The following is a 23,234-nucleotide window of genomic DNA, read 5'->3' on the forward strand; positions in this document are numbered from 1 at the left end:
AAATTTTGCCCAAAGCGGGGGTGTTAAGGATTGTGTCTGTGTTGATTTGGGCCTTGATCCGGGGCTGAACCCGCCTGATCAGCAGTGTCATCTGTCGCGGGATGGCCGATATCGTCCGGTCGGTCGGCGGCATGTGACGCACTTCCGTCTTCTTCCTCGACGATGTCATCGGTGATGGGCGACATTTCAAGTGCCATGGGCGTGGTGCGCGGAACGGCGACAAACTGACCCTGTTCCTCGATCGTGATGCGGCGACCGAAACCGGCACGATAGATGGCAAAGCTTGCCACCAGCACGCCGACAATCGCAAACAGAACCGGCATGCCCCACGGACCAAAATGACCAATGGCAAGCGACCCGATGATCGGCCCGGTGGCAGCAGACCCGCCATAAATGATCAAGAGGCCACCCGATGCGGAAACAATCTGGTCCGGTTGCAGATAGTCATTCACATAGGCGACCGACAGGCCATAAACCGGCATGATGAAAATGCCGATGATCGCGCCCCACACAGTAAGATTGGCGCGCACGACTTCCGGCGCGACAAGCGGGAACAACCCGCAGATGGCAAGCCCGATCAGCACGGCGATCATGACATACTGGCGCGGGACAATGTCGGACAGGCGGCCAATCGGCCATTGCATGATCATGCCGCCCAGAATGACGAAGGCCATGAAGTTGGCGACCTCATTGGTTGCCAATCCAAGGTCGGAGGCAAAGATCGGACCGACGCCATAAATCGCACCGGACAGAACGCCACTGCCGGCGGCGGCGACAAAGCCGAGCGGCGAAATGGCGTATAGCTGGCGGAATTTCATGCGTGCGCCACTGACCGCGGCGGGCGGGGGCTGCCGGGTGAGTGCAATCGGCACCAGAGACAGCGACAAAAGGACCGATGCCACGGTAAACAGTTCGAAACTGCCAATCGGTGACACGTTCAGCAACAGCTGCCCGATGGCAAGACCCGCCAGCGACACGGTCATGTAGGCGGCAATCATGCCGCCGCGCGATGTATTGTCGACCTGTTCGTTGAGCCAGCTTTCAATCACCAGATACAGGGCCGAAATGCACAGGCCCGTCATGGCACGAAACAGCGACCAGGTAATCGGATCCACAAACACGGCATGCAAAAGCGTAATTGCCGATCCGGTCGATGCCAGTGCGGCAAAGGTCCGGATATGCCCCACACGGTTGACAAGCCCCGCCCCCCAGATGATCCCGCCGATAAACCCGGCATAATAGGATGCCATGATGATACCGGTATAGATCGGGGCAAATCCCTCCGACGAGGCGCGCAACGCCAGCAGCGAGGATTGCAGCGACGCCCCGGTATTGAGGGTGAAGGCTGCAAACAATGTCGCAGATAATGCGATGATCAGTGCGACCGGCGAACGGGGCATTGCTATCCTCTGGTGGTAAAGTCGCGGCAGGGTCTACCCTGCGCGAAGGTCGGGAACCCTGTCAATCTTTACAAGGTGCTGTTCTGAAAGGTCTTGTCAGCCTTGCGGGACATGTGACGGATCGAACGTTACGGCGCATAAGATGTTCCGCAGAATTTCAAGCATTGAATTAAAGTCGAAGCCCTGCCGCGAACAGTACCGGTTTTGCGCAACTGCCATGTTAAAAGTGCGATAAGGTTGAAACCGGTAAAGGGTGGGCTGAGCGAATAACCAGCTTGACCTTCGGCCCTTTGATGCGCTCTATGACTTGGAATTGGAAGCAATTTGCCAAAATCCGTTGCCGTAAAGACGGATTTTTGCGTTGATCGCCACTATTGGCCCGATCCGCACCCAAGTTCGGTATTTGCAAACCGACCGGTGCCCGGGTTCTGCAAGGGGAGGAAACCTTGAACATTCTTCGTACAATCGGCGCAATCGCGACCGGTATTGTTGTCCTGTCGGCCGTAAGTGCCGCCCAGGCAGAAACCCGCGTCACTTTCAAATCGGCCAAGGCGGCGTCATCCTATTATCAGATGGCAGCCCAGTTCGCAGAAGCGATCAAGACCGGTACGGACGGCGAAATCATCGTCACGGTCGAGGAAAGCCAGGGATCGGTCCAGAACGTGATGGAAGCATCGGTTCGCCCGGGCAATTATCTTTTCACAAGCCCGCCCGCACTTGTTGGCCTTGCGCAGGCAGGCAAGGGGGCGTTTGAAGGGCGTCCGACCGAAAAATTCAATGAAGTCCGGGCCCTGTTCCCGATCCCGTCGCTGACCATGCATTTCGTGATGCGTGCCGATGCCGGTGTGACCGACTTTGCCGGGCTTGAAGGGAAAACCATTCTGCTTGGCAAGGGGTCGTTTGGCGCGAATGAGGGTGAAAAATACCTCGATCTGTTCGGGCTTAAAGATAAGGTCACGTTGTCAGAAGCGGAGCTGTCCAACGCGGTTGCCGCCCTTAAAAACGGTCAGATTGACGGTTTTGTCACTGCCGGTTCCTGGCCCGCGCCGAACGTGATCGAGGCCGCGGCAGGCACGGATGTCAATATCCTGTCGCTTTCCGATGACCAGCTTGCGATGACCAAGCGCGATCTGACGGTGATCCCGGCCGGGACCTATAACGGTCAGAAGGATGATATCCGCACGTCTTCCCTGTCGGTGGTTGCCTATGCCACGACCGAGATGGATGATGAAACCGCCTATCAACTGACCAAAACTTACTGGGGCCAGAAATCCGCCATGAGCTCGAACGCGTCATGGTGGAAAGGTGTGACCCAGGAAATGCTGGCCAATATCAAGGGTAAAATTCACCCCGGCGCGCTTCGTTTTTACGCCGAGGCAGGTTTTCCGGTTCGCGACGATCAGAATTGATCGCCGATTGGCAATAATGTGATGACAGGCCCGGCCGCCACAGCCGGGCCGTTCTTTATCGGACGTATCAGGATTACGATGTCTGCTGTTTCCCGCCCTTTCTGGATTGCGCTTGGCGCGGTATCCATCTTTTTTCATCTCTGGCTGATTTTTTCGGGGCTGGTTCCCAATCTGGTCAGTCGGCCGTTGCATATGGCTTTGGCGTTGCCTTGGGCATTGGTGTTTGTTGCCAAAACACCGTGGCAGAAAATCAGCGGTCTGATCCTGACCGTGATCGGGCTTGCGGCGTGTTTGTGGGTGGCGTTCAATCACGGCATGCTGGGTGATCAATACGGGTTCCTGGTCGGGAATCTGCAAATTGCCATATCATTTGCCCTGCTGGGCATTGTTCTTGAAATGGCACGGCGCGCCATCGGATGGCCTTTGCCGAGTGTTGCGGCGATTGCGCTGCTTTATGGGTTTTTTGGCGAATATATTCCCGGTGAATTCGGCCATGGCGGGCTTCCGATTGAAAGCATGCTGGGTACGCTGACCATTGCCGAAGGCGGCCTTTGGGGAAGCCTGACCGGGGTTTCGGTCAGCATCGTTGCGATCTTTGTCATCTTTGGCGCGATCCTGAATGGCGGCGAAGCCGGGCAGGGCTTCATGAATGTTGCCGGTGCGGCCGCCGGACGGTTGCGCGGTGGCGCGGCCAAGGTTTCGGTGATTTCGTCGGCGTTGTTTGGCTCCATTTCCGGGTCTGCGTCGGCCAATGTGGCGTCCACCGGGGCGATTACCCTTCCGGCCATGACCAAGCTTGGCTATCCGAAAAAACTGGCCGCCGCGGTCGAGGCGGTGGCATCGTCGGGCGGGCAGATCATGCCGCCATTGATGGGGGCCGGGGCCTTTGTCATGGTCGAGCTGACCGGGCGGCCCTATGTCGAGATCATGGTTGCGGCCATTTTGCCGGCAATCCTTTATTTTCTGGCGGTGTGGGTCGGGATCAATGCCTTTGCGCTTCGCTATGACTTGCCCGGTGTGCCGGAAAAAGACCGGCCTGATACCCGCGCGGTCATTGTAACCTCCGCCTTCTTTCTTGTGCCATTTGCGATCCTGCTTTGGGGCATGTTTGGCGGTGGCTATACGCCGCAATATGCCGCCTGCCTTGCGATGATTGCCGGTGCGGCTTTGCTGTTTTTAGATGGCAATCTGCAATTCAGCCTGAGACGGACGGGCGAAAGATTTACCGAGGTCTGCCTGAGTGCCGGGCGGCAGGTATCGATGATTGCTGCGATCATTTTGTGTGCGTCCATCGTTATCGGTGTTTTGGGTCTGACCGGGCTTGGCGTGAAGATCACATCCCTTCTGCTGTCGGGGTCCGGCGGGATGTTGTGGCCTGCCTTGCTTCTGACCGCGATTGCATGTCTGATCCTTGGCATGGAAGTGCCGACCACGGCGGCCTATGTGATCTGTGTTTCGGTGGCCGGACCCGCCCTGACCGAGCTTGGGCTTGATCCGTTGCAGGCGCATCTGTTCGTGTTCTGGTTTGCCCTGCTGTCGACGATTACCCCGCCGGTTTGCGGCGCGGTGTTCATTGCCGCAGGTATGGTCGAGGAAAACTGGCTGAAGGTGGCCGGAACGGCCATGGCGCTTGGCGTCGGGCTTTACATCGTGCCGCTGGCGATGATCGCAAACGGGTCATTGATTGATCTTGCGGCCAATCCGGTTTGGGCGTTGGTTGCCGGGCTTAAGGTTGCGGTTGGTCTGACGGCGATTTCCTATGGCCTGATATCGCCGCGCCCGGTTCTGGTCCGCATCGCATCGGGCGTTCTGGGCGGGCTTGTCATTTTTGTTGCCGGGGTTTAACCCCGGCGGCTTCCCTGTTGGTCCTGCGTCTGCCTGAAATCATCAAGCAGCTTCATGAAATCATCGACATCCGGGAAGCCCGTGAAGCTGTGCTGTGCCGGGATGCTGACCCATGGCAGTTTTTCAGATGTCATGGTTTCAATGAAGGGTGTGGCAAGGGACTTCTGATCAAACAGGGTCGGGCGGACATTAACAAAATCATCCATGCCGGTGATCCGGGTAAACATCCATGTCTTGCAGTCCGGGCAGAAAAAATGATCCAGTTCGGGGCCTTGAGCGCCGCCTTTGACCGGTGTTCCGCGTACAACGCGAAAGCTGTCTGATTTGCACATCGCTGTTAGCGAAAAGGCGCTTGAGCTCATTTTCTGGCAACCGCGACAATGGCAGGCTGCGGTCAGGACCGGGGGTGCTGCCAGCGTGATTTCAAGTTTCCCGCAACGGCAGGATCCTTTGACGGGATAGGAAATCTTGTCCATCGACTGGCACCCGGTTGTAATTGCGCACAAAAAAGGTCAGGCATGCAAATTAATGCGTGCCTGACCGGAATGCCAACAGGTTCTTCGCCAGGGTGCTTTGTCCCTGGCGGCTATTGGGTGCTGTTAGTGATTTCTGCGTTAAGCGCGTCCGCTACGCGGACCGGCAAACAGCCATATGATCAGGCCGAGAACCGGCAACACGAGGATCAGAATCGTCCAGATGATTTTTGAACCGGTGCTGGCACCGCTGCCCATGACATTGATGATCGCCCAGATATCGGCAATCAGAATGATCAGTCCGAGAATTCCACCATATTCCATAACCCAACCTCATTTTTCTGTGTCAGCAGACAGGAAAGCTGTCGGCTGTTCTTGAAAGTCAAACGGCTTGGATGGGAAGTTGTTCCCGCGGGGTATTCTGCGACCAAATGGCGAACTTACCTAGACGACTTGTCCGGCCGACCAGCCTGATGACCAGGCCCACTGGAAATTGAAGCCGCCAAGATGGCCGGTAACGTCAACGACTTCACCGATGAAATAAAGGCCGGGGACATCGCGGCATTCCATGGTTTTCGATGACAGGGCGTTGGTGTCGACCCCGCCCAGCGTGACCTCGGCGGTGCGATAGCCTTCGGATCCCTGCGGCATGACCGACCACTGATTGACATCGGTTGCAAGCAGACGCAGCGCCTTGTCCCCGGTTTCACCAATCGGGCGATCAAGTCCGTGGCGGGCGGTGATCATCTGGGCCAGACGATTTGGCAGAATGCGCGAGAGCACATTATGCACGGCCTGTTTCGGGCTTTCGGCCTTGGCCGATTTCAGAAGATCAAACGCGTCTTCTTCGGGGTTCAGATTGACCGTGATGGCATCACCTTCATCCCAATAGGATGAAATCTGCAGGATGGACGGGCCGCTGAGCCCGCGATGGGTGAACAGCAATCCTTCGCGGAACTGCTTTTTGTGGCACTGGACAATCGCATCAACCGAAATGCCGGAAAGCTGGCCCAGATCGGCCCGCATATCCGGGTCAAAGGTCAGCGGGACAAGGGCGGCCCTGGTCGGAACGATGTCGATGCCAAACTGTCGGGCAATCTGATAGCCAAAGCCGGTTGCGCCGATTTTGGGAATGGAAAGGCCGCCACAGGCCACGACAAGCGATTGACAGGTCCATTGCGCGCCGGTGCGTGTGGTGACGTCGAACCCGGCATCATCACGGCGGATGATGTTGCTGATTTCGGTGTTCAGGCGCAGTTCGACATTGGCGGCATCACATTCATCGAGCAGCATGTCGATGATCTGGAACGAGGATTCATCGCAGAAAAGCTGCCCCAGTGTTTTTTCATGCCAGGCAATGTCATGGCGATTGACCAGATCGATGAAGTCAAACTGGGTGTAACGTTTGAGTGCCGAGACGCAGAAACGCTTGTTTTGCGAAATGAAATTTTCCGGGCTGGCATGCAGATTGGTGAAGTTGCAGCGACCGCCCCCGGAAATCCGGATTTTTTCAGCCGGTTTCGCCGAATGATCGACAATCACAACCGAACGGCCGCGTTTTCCGGCTTCGATTGCACACATAAGGCCGGCGGCACCGGCACCAATCACAAGGACATCAATCTTCTTCACGCAGCAGGCCAATCTTTCGGGGAAAACGACCTGCCTTATACGGATAAATTGGTGTTCTGTCAGTGCCTGTCAGGCGTAACGCTGCTTTTTGGGCTGGGGCGTTGTGATATCGGGTGTCTGGGCCGTCGGATAGGCATCTGCAATCTGGCGTTCGGTTGCAACCCGGTTACGGCCTTTGGCCTTGGCCAGATAAAGCGCCTGATCGGCGCGTTCGATAAAGCGGCCAAGCGGCTCGCCATAGGCAAAGGTGCTGACCCCGATTGAAACGGTGACCTTGCCCAGTTCTTCATGGCGGATGCGGCTGACCACCTTGCGGGTTTCGACATTGTGGCGGATATGTTCGGCCAACTGGCGGGCGCAGCCAAGACCGGTCATCGGCAGGATGACGGCAAATTCCTCCCCACCGTAACGGGCGGCGGTGTCGCGGCCCTTGACGTTCTGCTGAAGGGTCTGGGCCATCAGCCGAATGACCTGATCGCCGGCCTGATGGCCGTGAGTATCGTTGAAAGTTTTGAAATGGTCGATATCGATCAGAAGCAGGCTAAGCGGTTTGCCGGTTTCCATCGACTGCATCGCGCAATCGCGTAATCGCAGATCAAATGCCTTGCGGTTGGCAATGCCGGTCAGACAGTCGGTCATGGCCTCGCGCTTCATGTCTTCGAGGTCCCGGCGCAGTTTCGATATTTCGGTCGAGGTATTATCAAGCCGGGTTTCAAGAAGGCGGTTTACGCCTTCGATGTCGCGGGTCGCACCGAGCAGCGTTTTAAGCGCCTGTTCCAGATTGGTGAAATCCTTGTCTCCGATATATTCGCAGAAATGATCAAGGGCCTCGCCATAGGCACAGGTGTCAATTCCGGCATTGCGCACGGTTTCCAGAACCGATGTCAACTGATTGCGCAGATCTTCGGTGATGCGGGTGACGATTTCGCGTTCATTCACGGTGTCAAAAAACCGCGTGAAAAGGTCGCGGCACTGCAATTCGTCGAATTCGCGATTGTTGCTGCGCAGGATATCAATCGTCTGCGTAAGATCGGGTTCTTCGCCAGACAGGTAATTGAAAAAGATCGTAAAATTGTTCGGATGCGCGATAACGCCCAGTTCGGACATCATAGCGAGGGCTGCGTTTGACAATTGCTGTGCCCGATCCGGGCTGGTGCCGTATTCGATCATCGATACCTGCGCGACTTTCCAAAAAATGTATGTTTTGGCAGGGGCAATATATCGTTACAGTCCAATCATAACGTTGATTTGGATCATGGCCGAAGCCGGGTTACAAAAGCCCCGCCAATAAAACCAATCCATAAAAAAGAAACAGGGAAGCAGCAGGAAATGACGTTACGGTTTGAACGCATGGTCGCCGGTATCATCGTGATGATGGTGGTTCTGGTCTCATCACCGGTTCTGGCGCAGGATGGCATGGGGGCTGCCCCTGCCACATCTGGAACGTCATCGGGCGATACGTTGCCACCAGTCGATTTTCGTCCGATTGAAGCCGGTGAACGCACCAATATGCCGCCGCTTATGGAACGCTATGTACTTGACGAGTTAAAGGCATTGCGGACCGAAATGCAGGGCATGCGCGCCGAATTGCTGCGCGAGGTTGTTAACCGGCAGCTTGAGGCCATCGACAAGGCGATTTCCTATTCGTCGAACACGGTGACCTATTTCTTCTATTTCGTGGCCGCCGTCGGTGCACTTCTGACCATGCTGGGCTGGCAGTCGTTGCGGGAACTTAAATCAAGTGTGCGTAACCTTGCCGATACGGAATTGCGCCGCCTGTCCGAAGAATTTGAAACACGTCTGAGCGCGCTTGAAGACGAGCTGCGCCAGAAAAGCATGGTGATCAACGATCATCAGCAGGAAATCGAAAATACCCAGACCATTCATGCCTTCTGGCTGCAGGCCAACAAGGTGACCAATCCGCGGTCCAAGATCGAGATTTACGACAAGATTCTTGAACTGTCGCCGGGCGATCCGGAAGTCATGGCCTATAAGGCGGATGCCGCCCTTCAGCTTGGTGATCGTGACTGGGCGCTTAGCCTGTGTAACCGGCTTCTGGCCGAGGCGCCGGATAATGCCAATGGCTATTATCAGCGGGCGTGCGCCAATGCAGGGCTGGGTTATCCGGAAGCCGCCCTTGCCGATTTGCAGCGTGCGGTGGCCCTTTCGGATGCGATGCGTCAGCCTGCCTGGACCGAGGTTGAGTTTGAGCCGCTTTGCAATTTGCCGGAATTTGCCGAAATTCTTGGTAATCCCGAGAGTGCTGCGCCCGCGGAATAACGTCGAGGGCATTTCACGCCCCAAGCCAAAAACAAACCCCCGGCAGTGCGGACTGCCGGGGGTTTGCATATCAGTTGATCGGTGATCTTAACCGGCCAGTTCATTCCACAGCGGGTGGATCGGCGCGACATCGTTTTCGATTTCGCTGAACCGGGCGTCGCAGTCAAAGAAGTAGTTGTCGGCAAGGTCGTCATTGACCTGCGACACTTCGCCGACAATCACCGGTCCTTTGCCCTCTTCGCCATAGAAGCGATGCACAAGCGTGCGCGGCAGGGTGACACTTTGACCGGGTTCGAGCACGACCTTGCCACCGGCCGGAAGGATATTGAGCTTGCCATCGGTGCGGACATGCACGTCATTGACCATGTCCATTTTGCCGTCTTCGGTCAGGTTGGTCAGTTCGATCACCAGATTGCCGCCGCCACGCACAATGATGTCTTCCATTTTGACCTTGTGGTAATGCCACGGGCATTCCTGATTTTCGGCGACAATCATGATTTTTTCGGCATAGGGGACTTCGCCCGGCTGGCGCAGGATGCCATTGCGCAGGCAAAACAGGATCAGGCCGCGACGGGCGAAATCGCCTTCGCCGTAATCGGTTACGTCCCAGCCCATCTGATGGGCACGGCACCATTTCGCAAGATCAGGCTCGGCATCCCACTGCGCCGGGGAATAGTGGCCCCAGACGGGCAGTTTGAAGGAAATGGACTCGAACAGTTCCTTGGCATGCGTGATATGAGCATTGATATCGGAACGGCGCATGGACGACCTCGTAAAGCTTTTGCGTGTTTGAATGGTTGGCCGCGCGATGCGCAGGCTTTGCTGGCTTTTAGCATGTTCGAAAAAGGATTGCGACCCAATTTGAATGCATTCAAATGCCCGTTATCCGATTTCGCAAACCTGCAAAATGACTGCCCTGATTTTGTCGATTTTGTTCCGTCTGATAAGGTGTTCAAAACAAAAGCTATGCGTTTAGCGGAACAACAATAATCAAGGAAACACGGGCATGTCTTCTTCTTCGGGATTTGCGAAATTTGTTGCGGCGGTTGTGGTCAGTGCCGGTATTGCCGGTGCCGGATGGCTGGTCGGCAAGGGATTGTCCGACATGCGGTCGCTTGACCGGTTCGTGACCGTCAAGGGTTTGGCCGAACGCGATGTGGTGGCGGATCGTGCGGTGTGGCCGATTACCTATGTTGCGACCGATGATGTTTTGCAAAACGCACAGGCCAAGATCGAAAGCGATACAACCGCCCTTCTGGCGTTTCTTGAAACGCATGGCATCACCAAGGACATGACCGAACTGCAAAGCCTTCAGGTTACTGATCAGCTTGCGCAATCCTACCGTTCTGGCCCGATTGAAAGCCGTTATATCGTCAGTCAGACGATCCAGGTCCGGACCGACAAGATCGAGGCAGTCGTTGCGGCAACGCAGGATATTGGAAAATTGCTTCAGGGCGGGATTGTTCTGGGCGGGCAGGGTTATAACCCCGGTCCTAGTTTCATGTTCACCAAGCTTAATGACATCAAACCGGAAATGATTGCGGCGGCCACGGCCAATGCGCGTGAAAGTGCGCAGCAATTCGCAACCGATTCCGGTGGTCATCTGGGCGGTATTCGCCGCGCAACGCAAGGGTTGTTCCAGATCCTTCCGGCTGATGGTGCCCCCAATACGATGGAAAGCCAGCAGATCAATAAAACCGTGCGTGTTGTCACCACCATGGAATATCTGATCGAGGATTGATCACGTTCGGCCGGACTGGTTGACTTGTCCGGTTGACTTGCCCAGTTGACTTGTTTGGCAAAAATGGTTCTATGCGGCGCATGGCGCAGCTGATCCTTTTTAACAAGCCGTATGGCGTTCTGACCCAGTTTACCGACCGTGAAAACGGTCGGGCGACGCTGGCCGATTATATCGATCTGCCCGGTGTCTATGCCGCCGGGCGGCTGGATCGCGATAGCGAAGGACTGCTGCTGCTGACAGATAACGGGCCGCTGAATGCCCAGATCGCCCACCCGAAATTCAAAAAGCCGAAAACCTATTGGGTTCAGGTCGAGGGCGAGCCGACCGAAGAAGCCCTTTCGGCCCTTCGTAACGGGGTGGAGTTGAAAGACGGCATGACCCTACCGGCGCGCGCGCGCCTGATGGGGGAGCCCGAAAATCTTTGGCCGCGTGATCCGCCGGTGCGGTTTCGCAAATCGGTTCCGACAAGCTGGATTGAACTGAGCATCACCGAAGGTCGTAATCGGCAGGTCCGCAGGATGACGGCGGCTGTCGGATTTCCGACCCTGCGTCTGATCCGCTATGCTATCGGTGACTGGACGCTGGATAATCTGGCACCCGGTGACAGGCAGGTGATCGAGGTCAAAGCACCCGAACCCGGCCCGGTTCAGGTCAAACCCCTGCCCGGGAACATGCAGGCCAACCGGCGACCCCGTACTGAGGGTGAGGGTAAAAACGCATTCCGGTCCGGGCGGCCCCAAAAGTCGCGCAACCCCAAACAGTCACGCGGTGGCAAGCCACGCGCACCTAAAGGATAAAGGCAATGCTGAGCTATCTGCACGGCTTTCACGCGGGCAATTTTGCCGATATTCACAAGCATGCCGCGATGCGGATCATCCTTGATTATCTATGCAACAAAGAAAAACCGTTTTGCGTGATTGATACCCATGCCGGGTCAGGCTGGTACGATCTTGGCAGTGCGCAGTCGGCAAAAACCGGCGAATGGAAAAACGGTATTGCCGCTGCACAGCAAAAGGGAAATGCGCCCAAACAGATGCAGCCCTTCCTTGATCAGATCGCGGCCTTTGATCCGATTGCCAAGGGCCGCGATTACGGCGTGTTTGAGGATGACGACCTGAAGGGGCCGTTTTATCCCGGGTCGCCGTTTATCATGCGCGAATTGCTGCGCGAGCATGATGAAATGATTCTGATGGAATTGCATCCGCGCGAATATGACCTGCTGGAATACAGTGTTGAACGCGATCCGCGTATTCACCTGCACAAGCGCGACGGTTACGAAGGACTGGTTGGCATGATGCCGCCCGCCATCCGGCGCGGTCTGGTGCTGATGGATCCCAGTTACGACGTCAAACAGGATTATCAGAAGGCCGCGAGTTCGATCAAACGGGCCTGGGAGCGGTGGGAAAACGGCATCTTCATGTTGTGGTATCCGATCCTTGAGGCCGGATTTGATGCCGAACTGCGTGAAAACTTCACCCAGATCAAAGCCAAGGGCGGGGTGCTGTGTGCGGAGCTTTCGACCAATCAGGGCGGGGCAAAGGGGCGGATGCGCGGCACGGGTCTTCTGATCATCAATCCACCTTATGGATTTGATCAGGAGTTTGATGAAATCGGCCAGTGGCTTTGCGATGCCGTCAAACTGCCCGGCCCGGCAACGCACCGGACCCATTGGCTGGTGCCGTCGCAATAAGCCCGCGGGCGAGACGGGGCAGGATTCAAATTAAAAGGCCGCGGACATCGATATGTCCGCGGCCTTTCTGCGTTGGGACGCAGTTTGACTTATATGCCGATGAAGGGCTGCAACAGTTTGGGCAGCAGACGGTTGAACTTCATCGGGGCATCTGTCGCGATCAGGCAGATGCATTCCTCGGCGGTGTCGGCAATCGGCTGATGATCGACATCGTTGCCAAGATCGGCGACGTCACCGGCCCGGAACCGACCGATTTCATCGATATAGGACCCTTTAAGCAGCAGGGTCATTTCATGGCCGTGATGCCCGTGATCGGGGATCGACACACCCGGTGCGATTTTCATCAGTCGCACGGTGCCTTTGCTTTCGATCGATTTCAGCTGGTAATGCTTCACACCCGGTGCCAGCGACTTCCACGGAATGTCTTCAAGCGAAAGAACATCATCAGGCAAAAGATTTGCCAAGGGCCGCGGAACGGATGGAATGGCGCTTCCGGTAATGCTTTCCCCGACGGCAACCCGACGTATGGATGGTATTTCGCTGAAAACGACATTCTCGTTGGCGGTTTCGCGTTCGATCATGGCCATGACATGGTCAAGCGCATGGATATTCATGGACATGACGTTTGCCGTTTCCAGCGCCGCACCGCCAAGGGCCTCGAATTCGGCGACCTTTTCACGGCATTTCGGGCAAAGGGTCATATGCGTTGCCACAAGCAATTCCATCGCCTGAGACATCCTGCCGCTGGCGTATTCCATCAATGTCTGATCTGTCGGGTGGTGTTTGATATTCATGCTACACCCTCCAATCCACCACGAAGTTTGGTTAAGGCCAACCGCAACCGCGATTTGACAGTGCCCAGCGGGATATCAAGCTTTTCGGCAATTTCGCTGTGCGAGAGATCTTCAAAAAACGACAATTCAACAACCACTTTCTGATCGGCGGGCAATTCTTCCATGGCGGATTTGACGAGAACGGCATGTTCATCCCGGTCGACGATTTCGTCGGCAAGCGGGCTATCGTCAATAATCAGCGTCGGATCGGAATCGTCCACTTCGATATGTTTGCGTTGCCGGAAACGATCAATACGAAGGTTTCTGGCGATTGTAAAAATCCATGTACTGGCGGCAGCCTTGTGCGGATCAAACAGATGCGCCTTGCGCCAGACCTGCATCATGGCTTCCTGCGCAAGTTCCTCGGCGTTTTCGGAATTGCCGCCAAACCGGAACATGTAGGCTTTGACGCGGGGGGCAAAGTGGGCAAACAGTTGCGCAAATGCCTCACGGTCCTGCGTCGCCGCAACCGCCACAATCCAGCTGGCACATTTCCTGGCCTCGTCGGGGTCAGCCGGACCGGGCCTTGATCTTGTCGTGCCGCTCATTTTCGTTTCTGGTCCCCTTCGGGGCCGCGCCATGATCGTGTTCATGAACAATCATACGCCAGCCGGAAATTTTTGGATCAAACGAATTTGTACGTTTTCCACCAATTACTTAAAATTATCAGCATTCGTTGTAACGCAGTGATCTGCAAATTGCGGGCATTCGTAAATATATGTAACTTAGACATTGTCACTGCAAGCAGGCGCGCCACATATGACGCTTCGATCATCGGGGACACTCAATATAGCTGTTGTTGGTTCGGGTATTTCCGGCCTGTCGGCAGCCTGGTTGCTCAGCCAGTCTCACAACGTCACGCTTTATGAAAAGGATGACCGTCCTGGCGGGCATTCCAATACCGTCGATGCGGGTCAAACACCGGTCGATACCGGTTTCATTGTCTATAACACCCGTTGTTACCCCAATCTTTGTGCCCTGTTTGATCATCTTGGTGTGCAAACGGCTGCGACCGATATGTCCTTTGCCGCCTCGATGGACCGGGGCGGTCTGGAATATGGCGGATCTGATCTGGCATCTTTGATCGCGCAGAAACGCAATATTTTCCGTCCGCGTTTCTGGCGGATGGTGCGCGATATCCTGCGTTTCTATCGCGAGGCACCGCTTGCGCTTGAAACCGGGCAGGCCGAAACGCAAAGCCTTGGCGATTATCTGTCGGCCCATCGTTATTCGAAATCCTTTATCAATGATCATCTGTTGCCGATGGGGGCCGCGATCTGGTCAACGCCGGTCGATACCATGATGGAATACCCATTGGCGGCGTTTGTCCGGTTCTGTCAGAACCACGGGCTTTTGCAGATCAAGGATCGGCCGCAATGGCGCACTGTTGTTGGTGGCTCGCGCCAATATGTCGGCAGGATGATCAAGGAGATTTCCGGTGGTGTTATCCTTGATAGCGCCATTGCCCAGGTCGGGCCGAATGGCAAGGGTGGGGTGTTCATCGAAAATCGTTATGGCGAACGGACAGACTACGATCACGTTGTTCTGGCCTGCCATGGTGATCAGGCCCTTGCGCTTCAGGCCAATCCGGCACGCGCGGTGCGCGAATTGCTGTCGGCGTTCCAGTATGAGCGCAATCTGGCGATCCTGCATGATGATGAAAGCCTGATGCCGCAAACGCGCAAGGTCTGGTCAAGCTGGAATTACCTTGCCGAAGAGCATGACGGCGAACAGAAAGTCTGTGTGACCTATTGGATGAACCGGTTGCAGCATCTTGACGAAGGGCAGCCGCTTTTTGTTACCCTTAACCCGGCGCGCGCGCCGCGTGAGGGCAGTGTCATTCGATCCTTCCTGTATGATCATCCGGTTTTTGATGCGGCGGCAATGGACGCGCAGAAACGGCTCTGGTCGATTCAGGGAATGGATAACATCTGGTATTGCGGCAGCTATTTTGGCTATGGCTTCCACGAAGACGGCATTCAGTCGGGCCTTGCCGTGGCCGAGGCATTGGGTGGTGTTCGTCGCCCGTGGAATGTTGAAAATGAAAGCGGTCGTATTCATCTGGGCCCTGTTGATACAGTTCAAAAAGAAGTTGCCGCATGACAGGCACATGGACATCCGCCCTGTTTGAAGGATCGGTGATGCATCATCGCCTTCGCCCGCGTGATCACAAATTGCGCTATCGGGTGTTTTCCTTTTTGTTTGATCTTGATGAAATCGATAGTCTCGCCGGATCGCTGAAACTGTTCAGCCGCAACCGGTTCAACCTGTTTTCATTCCATGACCGTGATCATGCCGATCGTGAACACGGAGATATCCGCAAACGTATCGAAGATATCCTGAACAAGCACGATCTTGGCGATTGTGCGCATCGGATCGAATTGCTGTGTTATCCGCGCATTCTGGGCTTCGTTTTCAATCCGCTATCGGTTTATTTCTGCCATCGGTTGGACGGTTCGGTCGGCGCGGTCCTGTATGAGGTTTCCAATACTTTCGGCGACCGGCATAGCTATCTGATCCCGGTGGGCAGCGATGCGATTGATGAAAAAGGCGTGCTGCGGCAAAGCTGTGCCAAGGGATTTTACGTTTCGCCCTTTATCGATATGCAGGCCGATTATCATTTCCGCATTTGCATGCCGGGTGAAAAAGTCGCGGTTGCCATTCGTGAAACCGACAAGGACGGCGCATTTCTGAATGCGGCATTTGTCGGTGATCGAACCGCACTTTCTGACCGTAACCTGTTTATGGCCTTTGTTCGCTATCCGCTGATGACGCTTAAGGTGGTGGCGGGCATTCATTACGAGGCGCTGCATCTGTGGCGCAAAGGCATGAAGTTCCATAAACGTCCAACGCCGCCAGCACATGATGTGACTTATGTGTTTGCTGCCAATAGCCAGACGGCCGAAGCCGCAAAAAGGTAATCAGGAAATGCCGGAACGCAATCGATCCTCTTCGACAATAGTCCGCCCGTTTCGTGACAGGTTCCTGCCCGTCATCGGGGGCATGACCGGAAGTCGCAATCTGCTGAAAATCATGCTGAAACGCATTCTGGCACATTTGCATTACGGTCGATTGACGATTGTTTTGCCCGATGGGGACACGTTGCAGTTTACCGGGCAGGAGCAGACCGAAATCCGCGCGGTTCTTCATATTCATGACTGGAAGGCGATCCGCAGGCTTGCGACCGGTGGCGATGTTGCCTTTGCCGAGGCCTATATGGATGGGGCATGGACAAGCCCCGATCTGACCAATGTGATGCGGGTGGCGATGTTAAACGAAAATATCGTTCGCGCCCGACTGGCAGGCGGCATGATTTCCCGGCTGGTGGCCCGGATCGGGCATTTGCGAAATGCCAATACGGTCGAAGGATCAAAACGCAACATTGCCTATCACTACGACCTTGGAAACCGGTTCTATCAGGAATGGCTTGATCCGGGGATGACCTATTCATCCGGTCTTTATCGCCGCCAGGACATGACGCTTGAGGCCGCACAGGATGCGAAATACCGCCGGATTTGTGAACTTGCATCGCTGCAACCCGGCGAACGGGTTCTGGAAGTCGGCTGTGGCTGGGGCGGGTTTGCCGAAATGGCGGCAGGGCAGCATCGCTGCCATGTTACGGGGCTGACGCTTTCGCGCGAACAGCATGCGTTTGCGCATCATCGCCTTCTGACACTTGGCCTGTCGGATCGCACCAGTATCGAGCTTCGCGATTATCGCCATCAGGACGGGCAGTTCGACAAGATCGTTTCAATCGAGATGTTCGAGGCGGTTGGCGAGGAACATTGGCCGATCTATTTCGATATGATCCGCAAGCGGTTGAAACCGGGCGGCAAGGCGGTTTTGCAAATCATCACCATCGATCATGACCGGTTCGAGGATTACCGCAAGGGGGCGGATTTCATCCAACGCTATATCTTCCCGGGCGGGATGCTGCCCTCGCCGGAGGCGCTTGGTACGGCGATTGCCAATGCCGGTCTTTCGCTTTGTCATTCGGAATTTTTCGGCAAATCCTATGCCCGCACACTGGCCGAATGGCAGCGCCGTTTCCAGCATGGCTGGGACAGCATCGCCGAGCAGGGATTTGATATCCGTTTCAAGCGGATGTGGGAATATTACCTGTCCTATTGCGAAACCGGATTTGATGAAGGATCGATTGATGTCGGGTTCTTTGTGATCGAACATCGCGAAAATGCCGCAACCTGATCGGGCCCGCAAAACGGCGTTTTATTATGCGCTGCCAGCAATGGCGGCGGCGGTGCCGACGATTCCCGCCTATGTCCTGTTACCCAGTTATTATGGGGATGATCTTGGCCTTGGGCTTGCCCTTACGGGGGCGATCCTTCTGGCGGTGCGGATCATCGATATGCTGACTGATCCGCTGGCCGGGTGGCTTTCGGATTATACGGGACGGCGCAAAATCTGGGTCGGGTTTGGTGCGGTGATTGCCGGGATCGGGATCTGGATGCTTTTTGTGCCGCCCGATCAGCCCGGTGGCGGGCATCTTTTTGTTTCGGCAAGCATTCTTTTCCTTGGCTGGACGCTGTTTCAGGTGCCCTATCTGGCGTGGGGGGCAGACCTTTCGGGGGATTACCGGGAGCGGACATTGATCACGTCCCTTCGTGAAGGGGCGGGGCTGATTGGTATTGTCATTGCCGGGGCGATCCCGGTTGTGATGATGAATGCATCCCGGGCCGATGAAATCCGAACCCTTGCGATGATGACCATTGTTGCGGGGGCGGTTTTCGTTACGATTCTGATCATCAAGGTCCCAGATAGCGCAGCCCGCCCGGGGCGCGGCCGTACTGCCGATACCCAACAGGGGGGTGTTTCCCTTCGTGCCCGGTTTGCTCAGTCGCTTCGCAGTCTGCGCCAGAACCGGCTTTTTGTCCGGCTTTTGGCCGCATGGATGATCAATGGCCTTGCCGGTGGATTGCCTGCGGTCTGTTTCCCGCTTTTTGTGCGCTATTACCTGAAGCTTGATACGGATACTGAAAACGCCCTGATCCTTTTGTATTTTGTTGCGGCCATTGCGGCCATTCCGTTTTGGGTGTTTCTGGCCGGTAAAATCAGCAAACACCGGGTCTGGTGCGTGGCGATGATCATGGCGGTGTCGGCATTCGCGTTCGTGCCGTTTCTGTCAGCCGGGGACTGGGCGGGGTTTGCGGTGATCTGTGTCTTTACCGGTGCGGCCTTGGGGGCGGATCTGGCGCTGCCACCCGCCATTCAGGCAGATGTCGATGACTGGGACCGGTACCGGTTTCATGCCAGCCGGACCGGTGTTCTGTTTGCGCTTTGGAACATGACCAACAAGCTTGCGATGGCGTTGGCGGCGGGAATTGCCCTGCCAATTCTGGGGGCTTTTGGCCTGACGGACGGGGGGAATGAAAATTCCGCTGCTTTGATCGCACTTGTCATGATCTATGCGGTGCTGCCCATCGTACTGAAAGCAGGAGCAATCGGGATGATGTGGCGTTTTCCATTGGATCGCGTGCATCAGGTTGCAATTCGTCGGCGTCTGGCTCGCCGCACCTTCTGATCCTTGTATCCTTTGCGGGAGAAAGCTGATGCTGCGATCTTTTACGGCGCTTGTGATGGTTTTGATACTTACCGGGTGTGGGTCAATGAAACCGCAGGATTTTGCGCAAAAAGAACCCCGCTTCGATGTGTTTGAATACTTCGAAGGCAATAGTCGGGCGTGGGGTATTTTTGAGGACCGGTTCGGCAAGCTGCGGCGCCAGTTCACGGTTGATATCACTGGAACCGTCAATGATGGTGTTCTGACGCTGGAAGAAGATTTTCTGTATGACGATGGTGAACAGGACCGCCGTGTATGGACGATCCGCAAGACCGGTGAGCACAGCCTGAGCGGAGAGGCCGATGACATCATCGGCACGGCCGCGGGCGTGCAGTATGGCAATGCGTTGAACTGGAACTATGACATGGACCTGAAGGTCGGTGACGGTAGCTGGCGGGTGACGTTTGATGACTGGATGTTCTTGCAGGGCGACGGGGTTCTTGTGAACCGGGCGCGTGTGCGTAAATGGGGGTTCGAGATCGGCGAGGTCACCCTGTTCTTTACGAAACAGCCATCCGCGCTGCGAGCCGCCGAATAAACCAGCCCAGCAGCGGAATGCGGGCATAAAAGGCCATGCCGGAATCCCAGTGATCGACATGGGATGAAATGCGCGTGCCGTCATCGGAAAACGTCACCGCCGACATGCCGGTGACATCCCAATTCCCCAGAACCGAAATCCTGGCCGTAAAGCGCCAGCGCAGAAAACCGAGATCATCATCAATCGCGTGATGGGTGACGATGAATTGCGGATTTTCGGTGTCGCGAAACATCTTGTCGAGATAGGCACAGACCCGATCCGGGCCATTGATGGTGTTGAACGGATCGGTAAAGCTGTAATCCGGTGTGACGAGATGATGCAGGTTTTCAATGGTTTCCGGGCTTAGTTGCGCAAAATAATCGCCATAGGATTTCAGCGTTTCGAGCCTGGTTGCGTTCTGTTCATCCATTGGATTTTCCCATCACTTTGCGGATCAGTTTGAAGTAAAGCCGATAGGGCAGAATGCGGGCAAGTTTTAGCTGCCGGACAAAGGGCGGCGGGAAGGCGATTTCAAAACCGTTGCCGCCCGTCAGGCCGCGATAAACGTAGTCGGCTGCCTGCGCGGGCGTTTGCAGATAGGGCATATCGAAATCGTTTTTGTCGGTCAGGCGGGTTTTGACAAAGCCCGGATTGATCACCCGAAGACAGACACCCGTTTCCCCCAATTCGGCGCGCAGGGTTTCGCACAGATTGATCAGGGCGGCCTTGGTCGGGCCATAGGCCCCGGCCTTTGGCAACCCGCGATAACCGGCGACCGAGGCGACAACCGCGATCTCGCCCGAACCGCGTTTACGCATTTTCGGGATCAGGGTTTCAAGGCAATTGACCGTGCCGAAATAATTGACATCGAAATGGTCGCGGATGGTTTTGGCGGAAAATTCATCGACAGGCATCGGCGAATAGATTCCGGCGGCCAGAACCACGAGATCGGGCAGGCCAAACCGATCTTCTATCAGGGCAATCGCATCGCGAACCGCATCGGGTTTGGTCACATCAAGTGGCACGGCATGGATGTTTTCCGACGATGCCGCCAGATCGGACAGCGCATCGGCGGAGCGTGCCGATGCGATAATCGTCGTGTTTGCGCCCGCATCGGATTTTGCGAATTTTTCGACAAGTGCTGCCCCGATCCCGGCGGAGGCACCGACGATCCAGATGGTTTTGAAATGTTTGATCATCCGCGGATATCCTTTTGTGCCGTATCGGTCTGGCAGCTTGTGCAGCGATAGGTGATTTCAGAGCCATCGCGCGCCTTGAAGCGCAATCCAACCCACCGGCCATCGGCATCGTACCACGCATTGGTTTGCAATTGGCCATCATAGGTGAAGTGGGTGGCGTTGATCATGCCGTTGCCAACAGCCAGGCGTTCGCGGCCTGTCTGGGATATGGTGACCGCGTTGGGATTGCCGGTGAGCGTATTAAGAACCTGATCGGTTTGCAGAACACCGCAATGCCAGTGATCGGTCGGAAAAATACCGGGCGGCAGGGATTTCTGGCCATCGGGGCCATCGACGACAAGCTGATCGTTTTCGCGCCGGGCCGCGATGCTGGTTTGATCGCCATCATCATCGACCTTGACCGACAGGGTGGATAATTGACCCTCCTGCCAGATGCTTTCGGAGCGGTAGCGGAAGCTATAGGCGTTAAAGCCCAGAAACGAGATATCGATATTGCTTTGGGCGACGACCTGAAGACCGTCCTGACCGCGATTGAAGCGCACGATATGCTGCCCGACCGGGGCATCATTGCGGCGGATCTGAAACACCAGTTCATTGCCGTATCGCGCAATCGGATCGAAGTTGCGACAGGCCGCGTTGCGATCAAGGCCCGCGGACTGGGCGGGGGTAAGGGCTGAAAGGTCGCCATTTTGTGCCAGCGCAGAACCGGCATGATGGACCGAAAGAACGGCCAGCACCGCAACGAGATATTTAAGGGGTTTCGGGCGTGGCATGTGGTGGCGTACCCTGCTGTTGGCCCCGGCGATCAGGACGCGATCAAGCCGGATTTCGAAAATGGAATGCTGTTACTGTTACGCATGGAAATGCGGTTCAGATCAGGTTTGCCGTGCCCTGCCCGTGTGCCGGGTGATTGCGGTGCGCCCGGCTTTGAGGTAAAGCAGGGCCAACAATGAAAGGCCGACCATGCCCCATCCGATAGCCGAAGACCTGACCGCAAGCGTTCTGCATCGCGATTCCAACGTCATCGTTCTGAACAAGCCGCCGGGATTGGCATCGCATGGCGGGCCGAAAACCTATTTCCATGTCGATGCGTATCTGCCCGACCTTAAATTCGGCATTCAGCCCGAACCGACCCTGGCGCACAGGCTTGACCGCGATACGGCCGGGTGCCTGTTGCTGTGTCGGCATCCGAAATCATCGAAAAAGATCACCCGCCTGTTTACCGAAAAACTGATCGGGAAAACCTATTGGGCGGTGGTGCGCGGTGCGGTTGCCGATGATCACGGCTTTATCGATGCGCCGATTGGCAAGACCAATGATGAAAGCGGCTGGCGGATGCTGGTTCATGAGGACGGGCAGCCATCAAAGACCGAATATCGGGTGCTGGGGCGCGGCAAGGACGAAGCGGGCGATGATATCACCTGGCTTGCCTTGACGCCCCATACCGGTCGCACGCACCAGCTGCGTGTGCATCTGGACCATATCGGGCATCCGGTTCTGGGTGATCCATTTTATGGTCGGGGGGATGAACCGCCGATTTTTGGACAGCCGCCGACCCTGATGCTTTTGTCGCGCCAGATCGTGGTGCCGTTCCATGCCGACCGCGACCCGGTGGTGGTCGATGCGCCGCCGCCCGAATTGATGCGGCCGGGGCTTTCGGCCTGTGGCTATGCGGGCGACTATGCCCCGCATGCGGCGTCAGTTGATGCTCAGTATGGCGGCGATGGCAGCGATGCTGAAGGCGGACAGGAGGGTTTCGAGGGTGATGATTGAGGCCATGGCCTCGGGGTCGCCATTAAGCTGCCGGGCGAGGATATAGGCGTTGCCCGCGCACGGCATCCCGGCATAAAGCACCCCCATGGCAAGCACCATGCCCTCCACCCCGGCCAGATGCAGCGCAATGCCGGTGATCAGCGGCAGGAGGGCGAGCTTGATCGTGGTTGAAAGGGCAATCGCGCCCAATGCCTGTTTGCTCAGGATAAAGCGCAATCCGGCCCCGACCGACAGCAGGCTGAGCGGAAGGGCTGCGGTTTTGAAAAGGGCTGCGGTATTTTCAATCGGCAGCGGCACGTGAATGTTGCTGATATTCAGCACCGCCCCGGCCCCGGCGGCGATGATGATCGGGTTTTGTGCAAGGCCGAGCATGATGCGTTTGAAGCTGCCCTTGCCACCGGCAAAGGCATTCAGCACCACAACTGCTAGCATGTTGGTGGCAATCACCATCACGGCAATAAAGACAATCGCCAGTGCCAAGCCTTCGCTGCCATAAAGCGCATCGGCGATGGCAAGCAGGACATAGCTGTTATAGCGGACCGATCCCTGAAAGATCGAGGTAAACAGCGGTGTGTTGCGGGTGATGAGCGGGCGCAGAAGCAGCAAAACCGCCGCAAGGGCAAGGGTCGCGCCCAATGTGACCATGACCGCAGTGCCCGCGTGGCCGGAGCCAAAATCGGCACGGTAAATTTCGACAATCAGAAGCGACGGCAGCAACAGGTAATAGGTCAGCCGATCAATCCCGGCCCAGATGTCAGACCCGGTGATCAGGTAACGTTTAAGTGCTGCCCCGACCAGAATGGCGGCAAAGATCGGGAAAATGGCGGCGATCAGGTCATAGGCGAGATTCATATAGAGAATGACCTA

General features: G+C 56.1%; 25 protein-coding genes. 13 read left to right on the forward strand and 12 right to left on the reverse strand.

Going from position 1 to position 23,234, the window contains the following annotated elements; all coding sequences use genetic code 11:
* Positions 1–23: 23 nt before the first annotated feature.
* Entirely contained in the window at positions 24–1,400 is a 1,377-nt protein-coding gene (locus TH3_RS01165; RefSeq protein WP_007089238.1) for an MFS transporter, read from the reverse strand.
* A gap of 446 nt (positions 1,401–1,846) precedes the next feature.
* Between TH3_RS01165 and TH3_RS01170 the strand changes: the two genes are divergently transcribed.
* Positions 1,847–2,809, forward strand: a complete 963-nt coding sequence (locus TH3_RS01170) for a TAXI family TRAP transporter solute-binding subunit (RefSeq protein WP_114093872.1) — start codon at positions 1,847–1,849, stop codon at positions 2,807–2,809.
* A gap of 21 nt (positions 2,810–2,830) precedes the next feature.
* Positions 2,831–4,654 carry a TRAP transporter permease gene (locus TH3_RS01175; RefSeq protein ID WP_233421824.1) on the forward strand — a complete coding sequence of 608 codons (1,824 nt, stop codon included), beginning with the start codon at positions 2,831–2,833 and terminating at the stop codon, positions 4,652–4,654.
* Here the strand turns inward: TH3_RS01175 and TH3_RS01180 are convergent.
* From TH3_RS01180 to TH3_RS01195, 4 genes are all read right to left on the reverse strand, one after another.
* Positions 4,651–5,130 carry a GFA family protein gene (locus TH3_RS01180; protein WP_007089235.1) on the reverse strand — a complete coding sequence of 160 codons (480 nt, stop codon included), beginning with the start codon at positions 5,128–5,130 and terminating at the stop codon, positions 4,651–4,653. The genes TH3_RS01175 and TH3_RS01180 overlap by 4 nt on opposite strands.
* A 138-nt stretch (positions 5,131–5,268) precedes the next feature.
* Positions 5,269–5,451 carry a PLD nuclease N-terminal domain-containing protein gene (locus TH3_RS01185; RefSeq protein ID WP_007089234.1) on the reverse strand — a complete coding sequence of 61 codons (183 nt, stop codon included), beginning with the start codon at positions 5,449–5,451 and terminating at the stop codon, positions 5,269–5,271.
* Positions 5,452–5,571: 120 nt separating this feature from the next.
* The gene (locus TH3_RS01190; protein ID WP_007089233.1) at positions 5,572–6,756 is read right to left on the reverse strand and encodes a BaiN/RdsA family NAD(P)/FAD-dependent oxidoreductase; all 1,185 of its coding nucleotides are present in this window, start codon (positions 6,754–6,756) and stop codon (positions 5,572–5,574) included.
* Between the two features lie 69 nt (positions 6,757–6,825).
* The gene (locus tag TH3_RS01195; RefSeq protein ID WP_007089232.1) at positions 6,826–7,926 is read right to left on the reverse strand and encodes a GGDEF domain-containing protein; all 1,101 of its coding nucleotides are present in this window, start codon (positions 7,924–7,926) and stop codon (positions 6,826–6,828) included.
* Between the two features lie 159 nt (positions 7,927–8,085).
* Here TH3_RS01195 and TH3_RS01200 point away from each other — a divergent pair, with 159 nt between their 5' ends.
* Entirely contained in the window at positions 8,086–9,036 is a 951-nt protein-coding gene (locus tag TH3_RS01200; RefSeq protein WP_007089231.1) for a TPR end-of-group domain-containing protein, read from the forward strand.
* 87 nt (positions 9,037–9,123) lie between these two features.
* Here TH3_RS01200 and TH3_RS01205 read toward each other — a convergent pair whose 3' ends face one another.
* Positions 9,124–9,798, reverse strand: coding sequence for a D-lyxose/D-mannose family sugar isomerase (locus tag TH3_RS01205; RefSeq protein ID WP_007089230.1), 675 nt, complete (start codon positions 9,796–9,798; stop codon positions 9,124–9,126).
* Here TH3_RS01205 and TH3_RS01210 point away from each other — a divergent pair.
* From TH3_RS01210 to TH3_RS01225, 4 genes are all read left to right on the forward strand, one after another.
* On the forward strand, positions 9,772–10,026 hold the full coding sequence (locus tag TH3_RS01210) for a hypothetical protein (RefSeq protein WP_076519503.1): 255 nt from the start codon (positions 9,772–9,774) through the stop codon (positions 10,024–10,026). The genes TH3_RS01205 and TH3_RS01210 overlap by 27 nt on opposite strands.
* 16 nt (positions 10,027–10,042) lie before the next feature.
* Complete coding sequence (locus tag TH3_RS01215) at positions 10,043–10,777, forward strand: SIMPL domain-containing protein (RefSeq protein WP_007089228.1); 735 nt, start codon at positions 10,043–10,045, stop codon at positions 10,775–10,777.
* A gap of 80 nt (positions 10,778–10,857) precedes the next feature.
* On the forward strand, positions 10,858–11,574 hold the full coding sequence (locus TH3_RS01220) for an rRNA large subunit pseudouridine synthase E (protein WP_076519514.1): 717 nt from the start codon (positions 10,858–10,860) through the stop codon (positions 11,572–11,574).
* Between the two features lie 5 nt (positions 11,575–11,579).
* Positions 11,580–12,467: a 23S rRNA (adenine(2030)-N(6))-methyltransferase RlmJ gene (locus TH3_RS01225; RefSeq protein WP_007089226.1), complete on the forward strand. Its 888-nt coding sequence runs from the start codon at positions 11,580–11,582 to the stop codon at positions 12,465–12,467.
* Positions 12,468–12,556: 89 nt separating this feature from the next.
* Here TH3_RS01225 and TH3_RS01230 read toward each other — a convergent pair whose 3' ends face one another.
* Together TH3_RS01230 and TH3_RS01235 are read right to left on the reverse strand one after the other, a co-directional pair.
* Positions 12,557–13,261, reverse strand: coding sequence for a ChrR family anti-sigma-E factor (locus TH3_RS01230; RefSeq protein ID WP_007089225.1), 705 nt, complete (start codon positions 13,259–13,261; stop codon positions 12,557–12,559).
* Positions 13,258–13,848: a sigma-70 family RNA polymerase sigma factor gene (locus tag TH3_RS01235; RefSeq protein ID WP_074624797.1), complete on the reverse strand. Its 591-nt coding sequence runs from the start codon at positions 13,846–13,848 to the stop codon at positions 13,258–13,260. Before TH3_RS01235 ends, TH3_RS01230 begins: the two co-directional genes overlap by 4 nt.
* 211 nt (positions 13,849–14,059) lie before the next feature.
* Here TH3_RS01235 and TH3_RS01240 point away from each other — a divergent pair, with 211 nt between their 5' ends.
* The 5 genes from TH3_RS01240 to TH3_RS01260 all read left to right on the forward strand — a co-directional run bounded on the left by TH3_RS01240 (position 14,060) and on the right by TH3_RS01260 (position 19,416).
* The gene (locus TH3_RS01240) at positions 14,060–15,403 is read left to right on the forward strand and encodes an NAD(P)/FAD-dependent oxidoreductase (protein WP_007089223.1); all 1,344 of its coding nucleotides are present in this window, start codon (positions 14,060–14,062) and stop codon (positions 15,401–15,403) included.
* Positions 15,400–16,221, forward strand: a complete 822-nt coding sequence (locus TH3_RS01245; protein ID WP_007089222.1) for a DUF1365 domain-containing protein — start codon at positions 15,400–15,402, stop codon at positions 16,219–16,221. The genes TH3_RS01240 and TH3_RS01245 overlap by 4 nt, the downstream gene beginning before the upstream one ends.
* Positions 16,222–16,228: 7 nt before the next feature.
* Positions 16,229–17,506 (forward strand): SAM-dependent methyltransferase, encoded by a 1,278-nt coding sequence (locus tag TH3_RS01250; RefSeq protein WP_007089221.1) that lies wholly within the window; start codon positions 16,229–16,231, stop codon positions 17,504–17,506.
* Positions 17,493–18,839 (forward strand): MFS transporter, encoded by a 1,347-nt coding sequence (locus tag TH3_RS01255; protein ID WP_007089220.1) that lies wholly within the window; start codon positions 17,493–17,495, stop codon positions 18,837–18,839. Before TH3_RS01250 ends, TH3_RS01255 begins: the two co-directional genes overlap by 14 nt.
* Before the next feature lie 85 nt (positions 18,840–18,924).
* The gene (locus TH3_RS01260; RefSeq protein WP_040059414.1) at positions 18,925–19,416 is read left to right on the forward strand and encodes a DUF3833 domain-containing protein; all 492 of its coding nucleotides are present in this window, start codon (positions 18,925–18,927) and stop codon (positions 19,414–19,416) included.
* On the opposite strand, the gene TH3_RS01265 is transcribed toward TH3_RS01260, so the two are convergent.
* From TH3_RS01265 to TH3_RS01275, 3 genes are read right to left on the reverse strand one after another with little or no spacing between them, the layout of a single operon-like run.
* The gene (locus TH3_RS01265; RefSeq protein WP_007089218.1) at positions 19,379–19,825 is read right to left on the reverse strand and encodes a nuclear transport factor 2 family protein; all 447 of its coding nucleotides are present in this window, start codon (positions 19,823–19,825) and stop codon (positions 19,379–19,381) included. The two genes, TH3_RS01260 and TH3_RS01265, sit on opposite strands and share 38 nt — an antisense overlap.
* Positions 19,818–20,594 (reverse strand): SDR family NAD(P)-dependent oxidoreductase, encoded by a 777-nt coding sequence (locus TH3_RS01270; RefSeq protein ID WP_007089217.1) that lies wholly within the window; start codon positions 20,592–20,594, stop codon positions 19,818–19,820. The genes TH3_RS01265 and TH3_RS01270 overlap by 8 nt, the downstream gene beginning before the upstream one ends.
* Positions 20,591–21,367 carry a DUF6134 family protein gene (locus TH3_RS01275; RefSeq protein WP_007089216.1) on the reverse strand — a complete coding sequence of 259 codons (777 nt, stop codon included), beginning with the start codon at positions 21,365–21,367 and terminating at the stop codon, positions 20,591–20,593. The genes TH3_RS01270 and TH3_RS01275 overlap by 4 nt, the downstream gene beginning before the upstream one ends.
* Before the next feature lie 190 nt (positions 21,368–21,557).
* On the opposite strand from TH3_RS01275, the gene TH3_RS01285 reads away from it, so the two are divergent.
* Entirely contained in the window at positions 21,558–22,367 is an 810-nt protein-coding gene (locus tag TH3_RS01285) for an RluA family pseudouridine synthase (RefSeq protein WP_007089215.1), read from the forward strand.
* Here the strand turns inward: TH3_RS01285 and TH3_RS01290 are convergent.
* On the reverse strand, positions 22,293–23,219 hold the full coding sequence (locus TH3_RS01290; RefSeq protein ID WP_007089214.1) for an AEC family transporter: 927 nt from the start codon (positions 23,217–23,219) through the stop codon (positions 22,293–22,295). The two genes, TH3_RS01285 and TH3_RS01290, sit on opposite strands and share 75 nt — an antisense overlap.
* Between the last annotated feature and the right edge of the window lie 15 nt (positions 23,220–23,234).

The organism is Thalassospira xiamenensis M-5 = DSM 17429 (assembly GCF_000300235.2).
GTDB lineage: Bacteria > Pseudomonadota > Alphaproteobacteria > Rhodospirillales > Thalassospiraceae > Thalassospira > Thalassospira xiamenensis.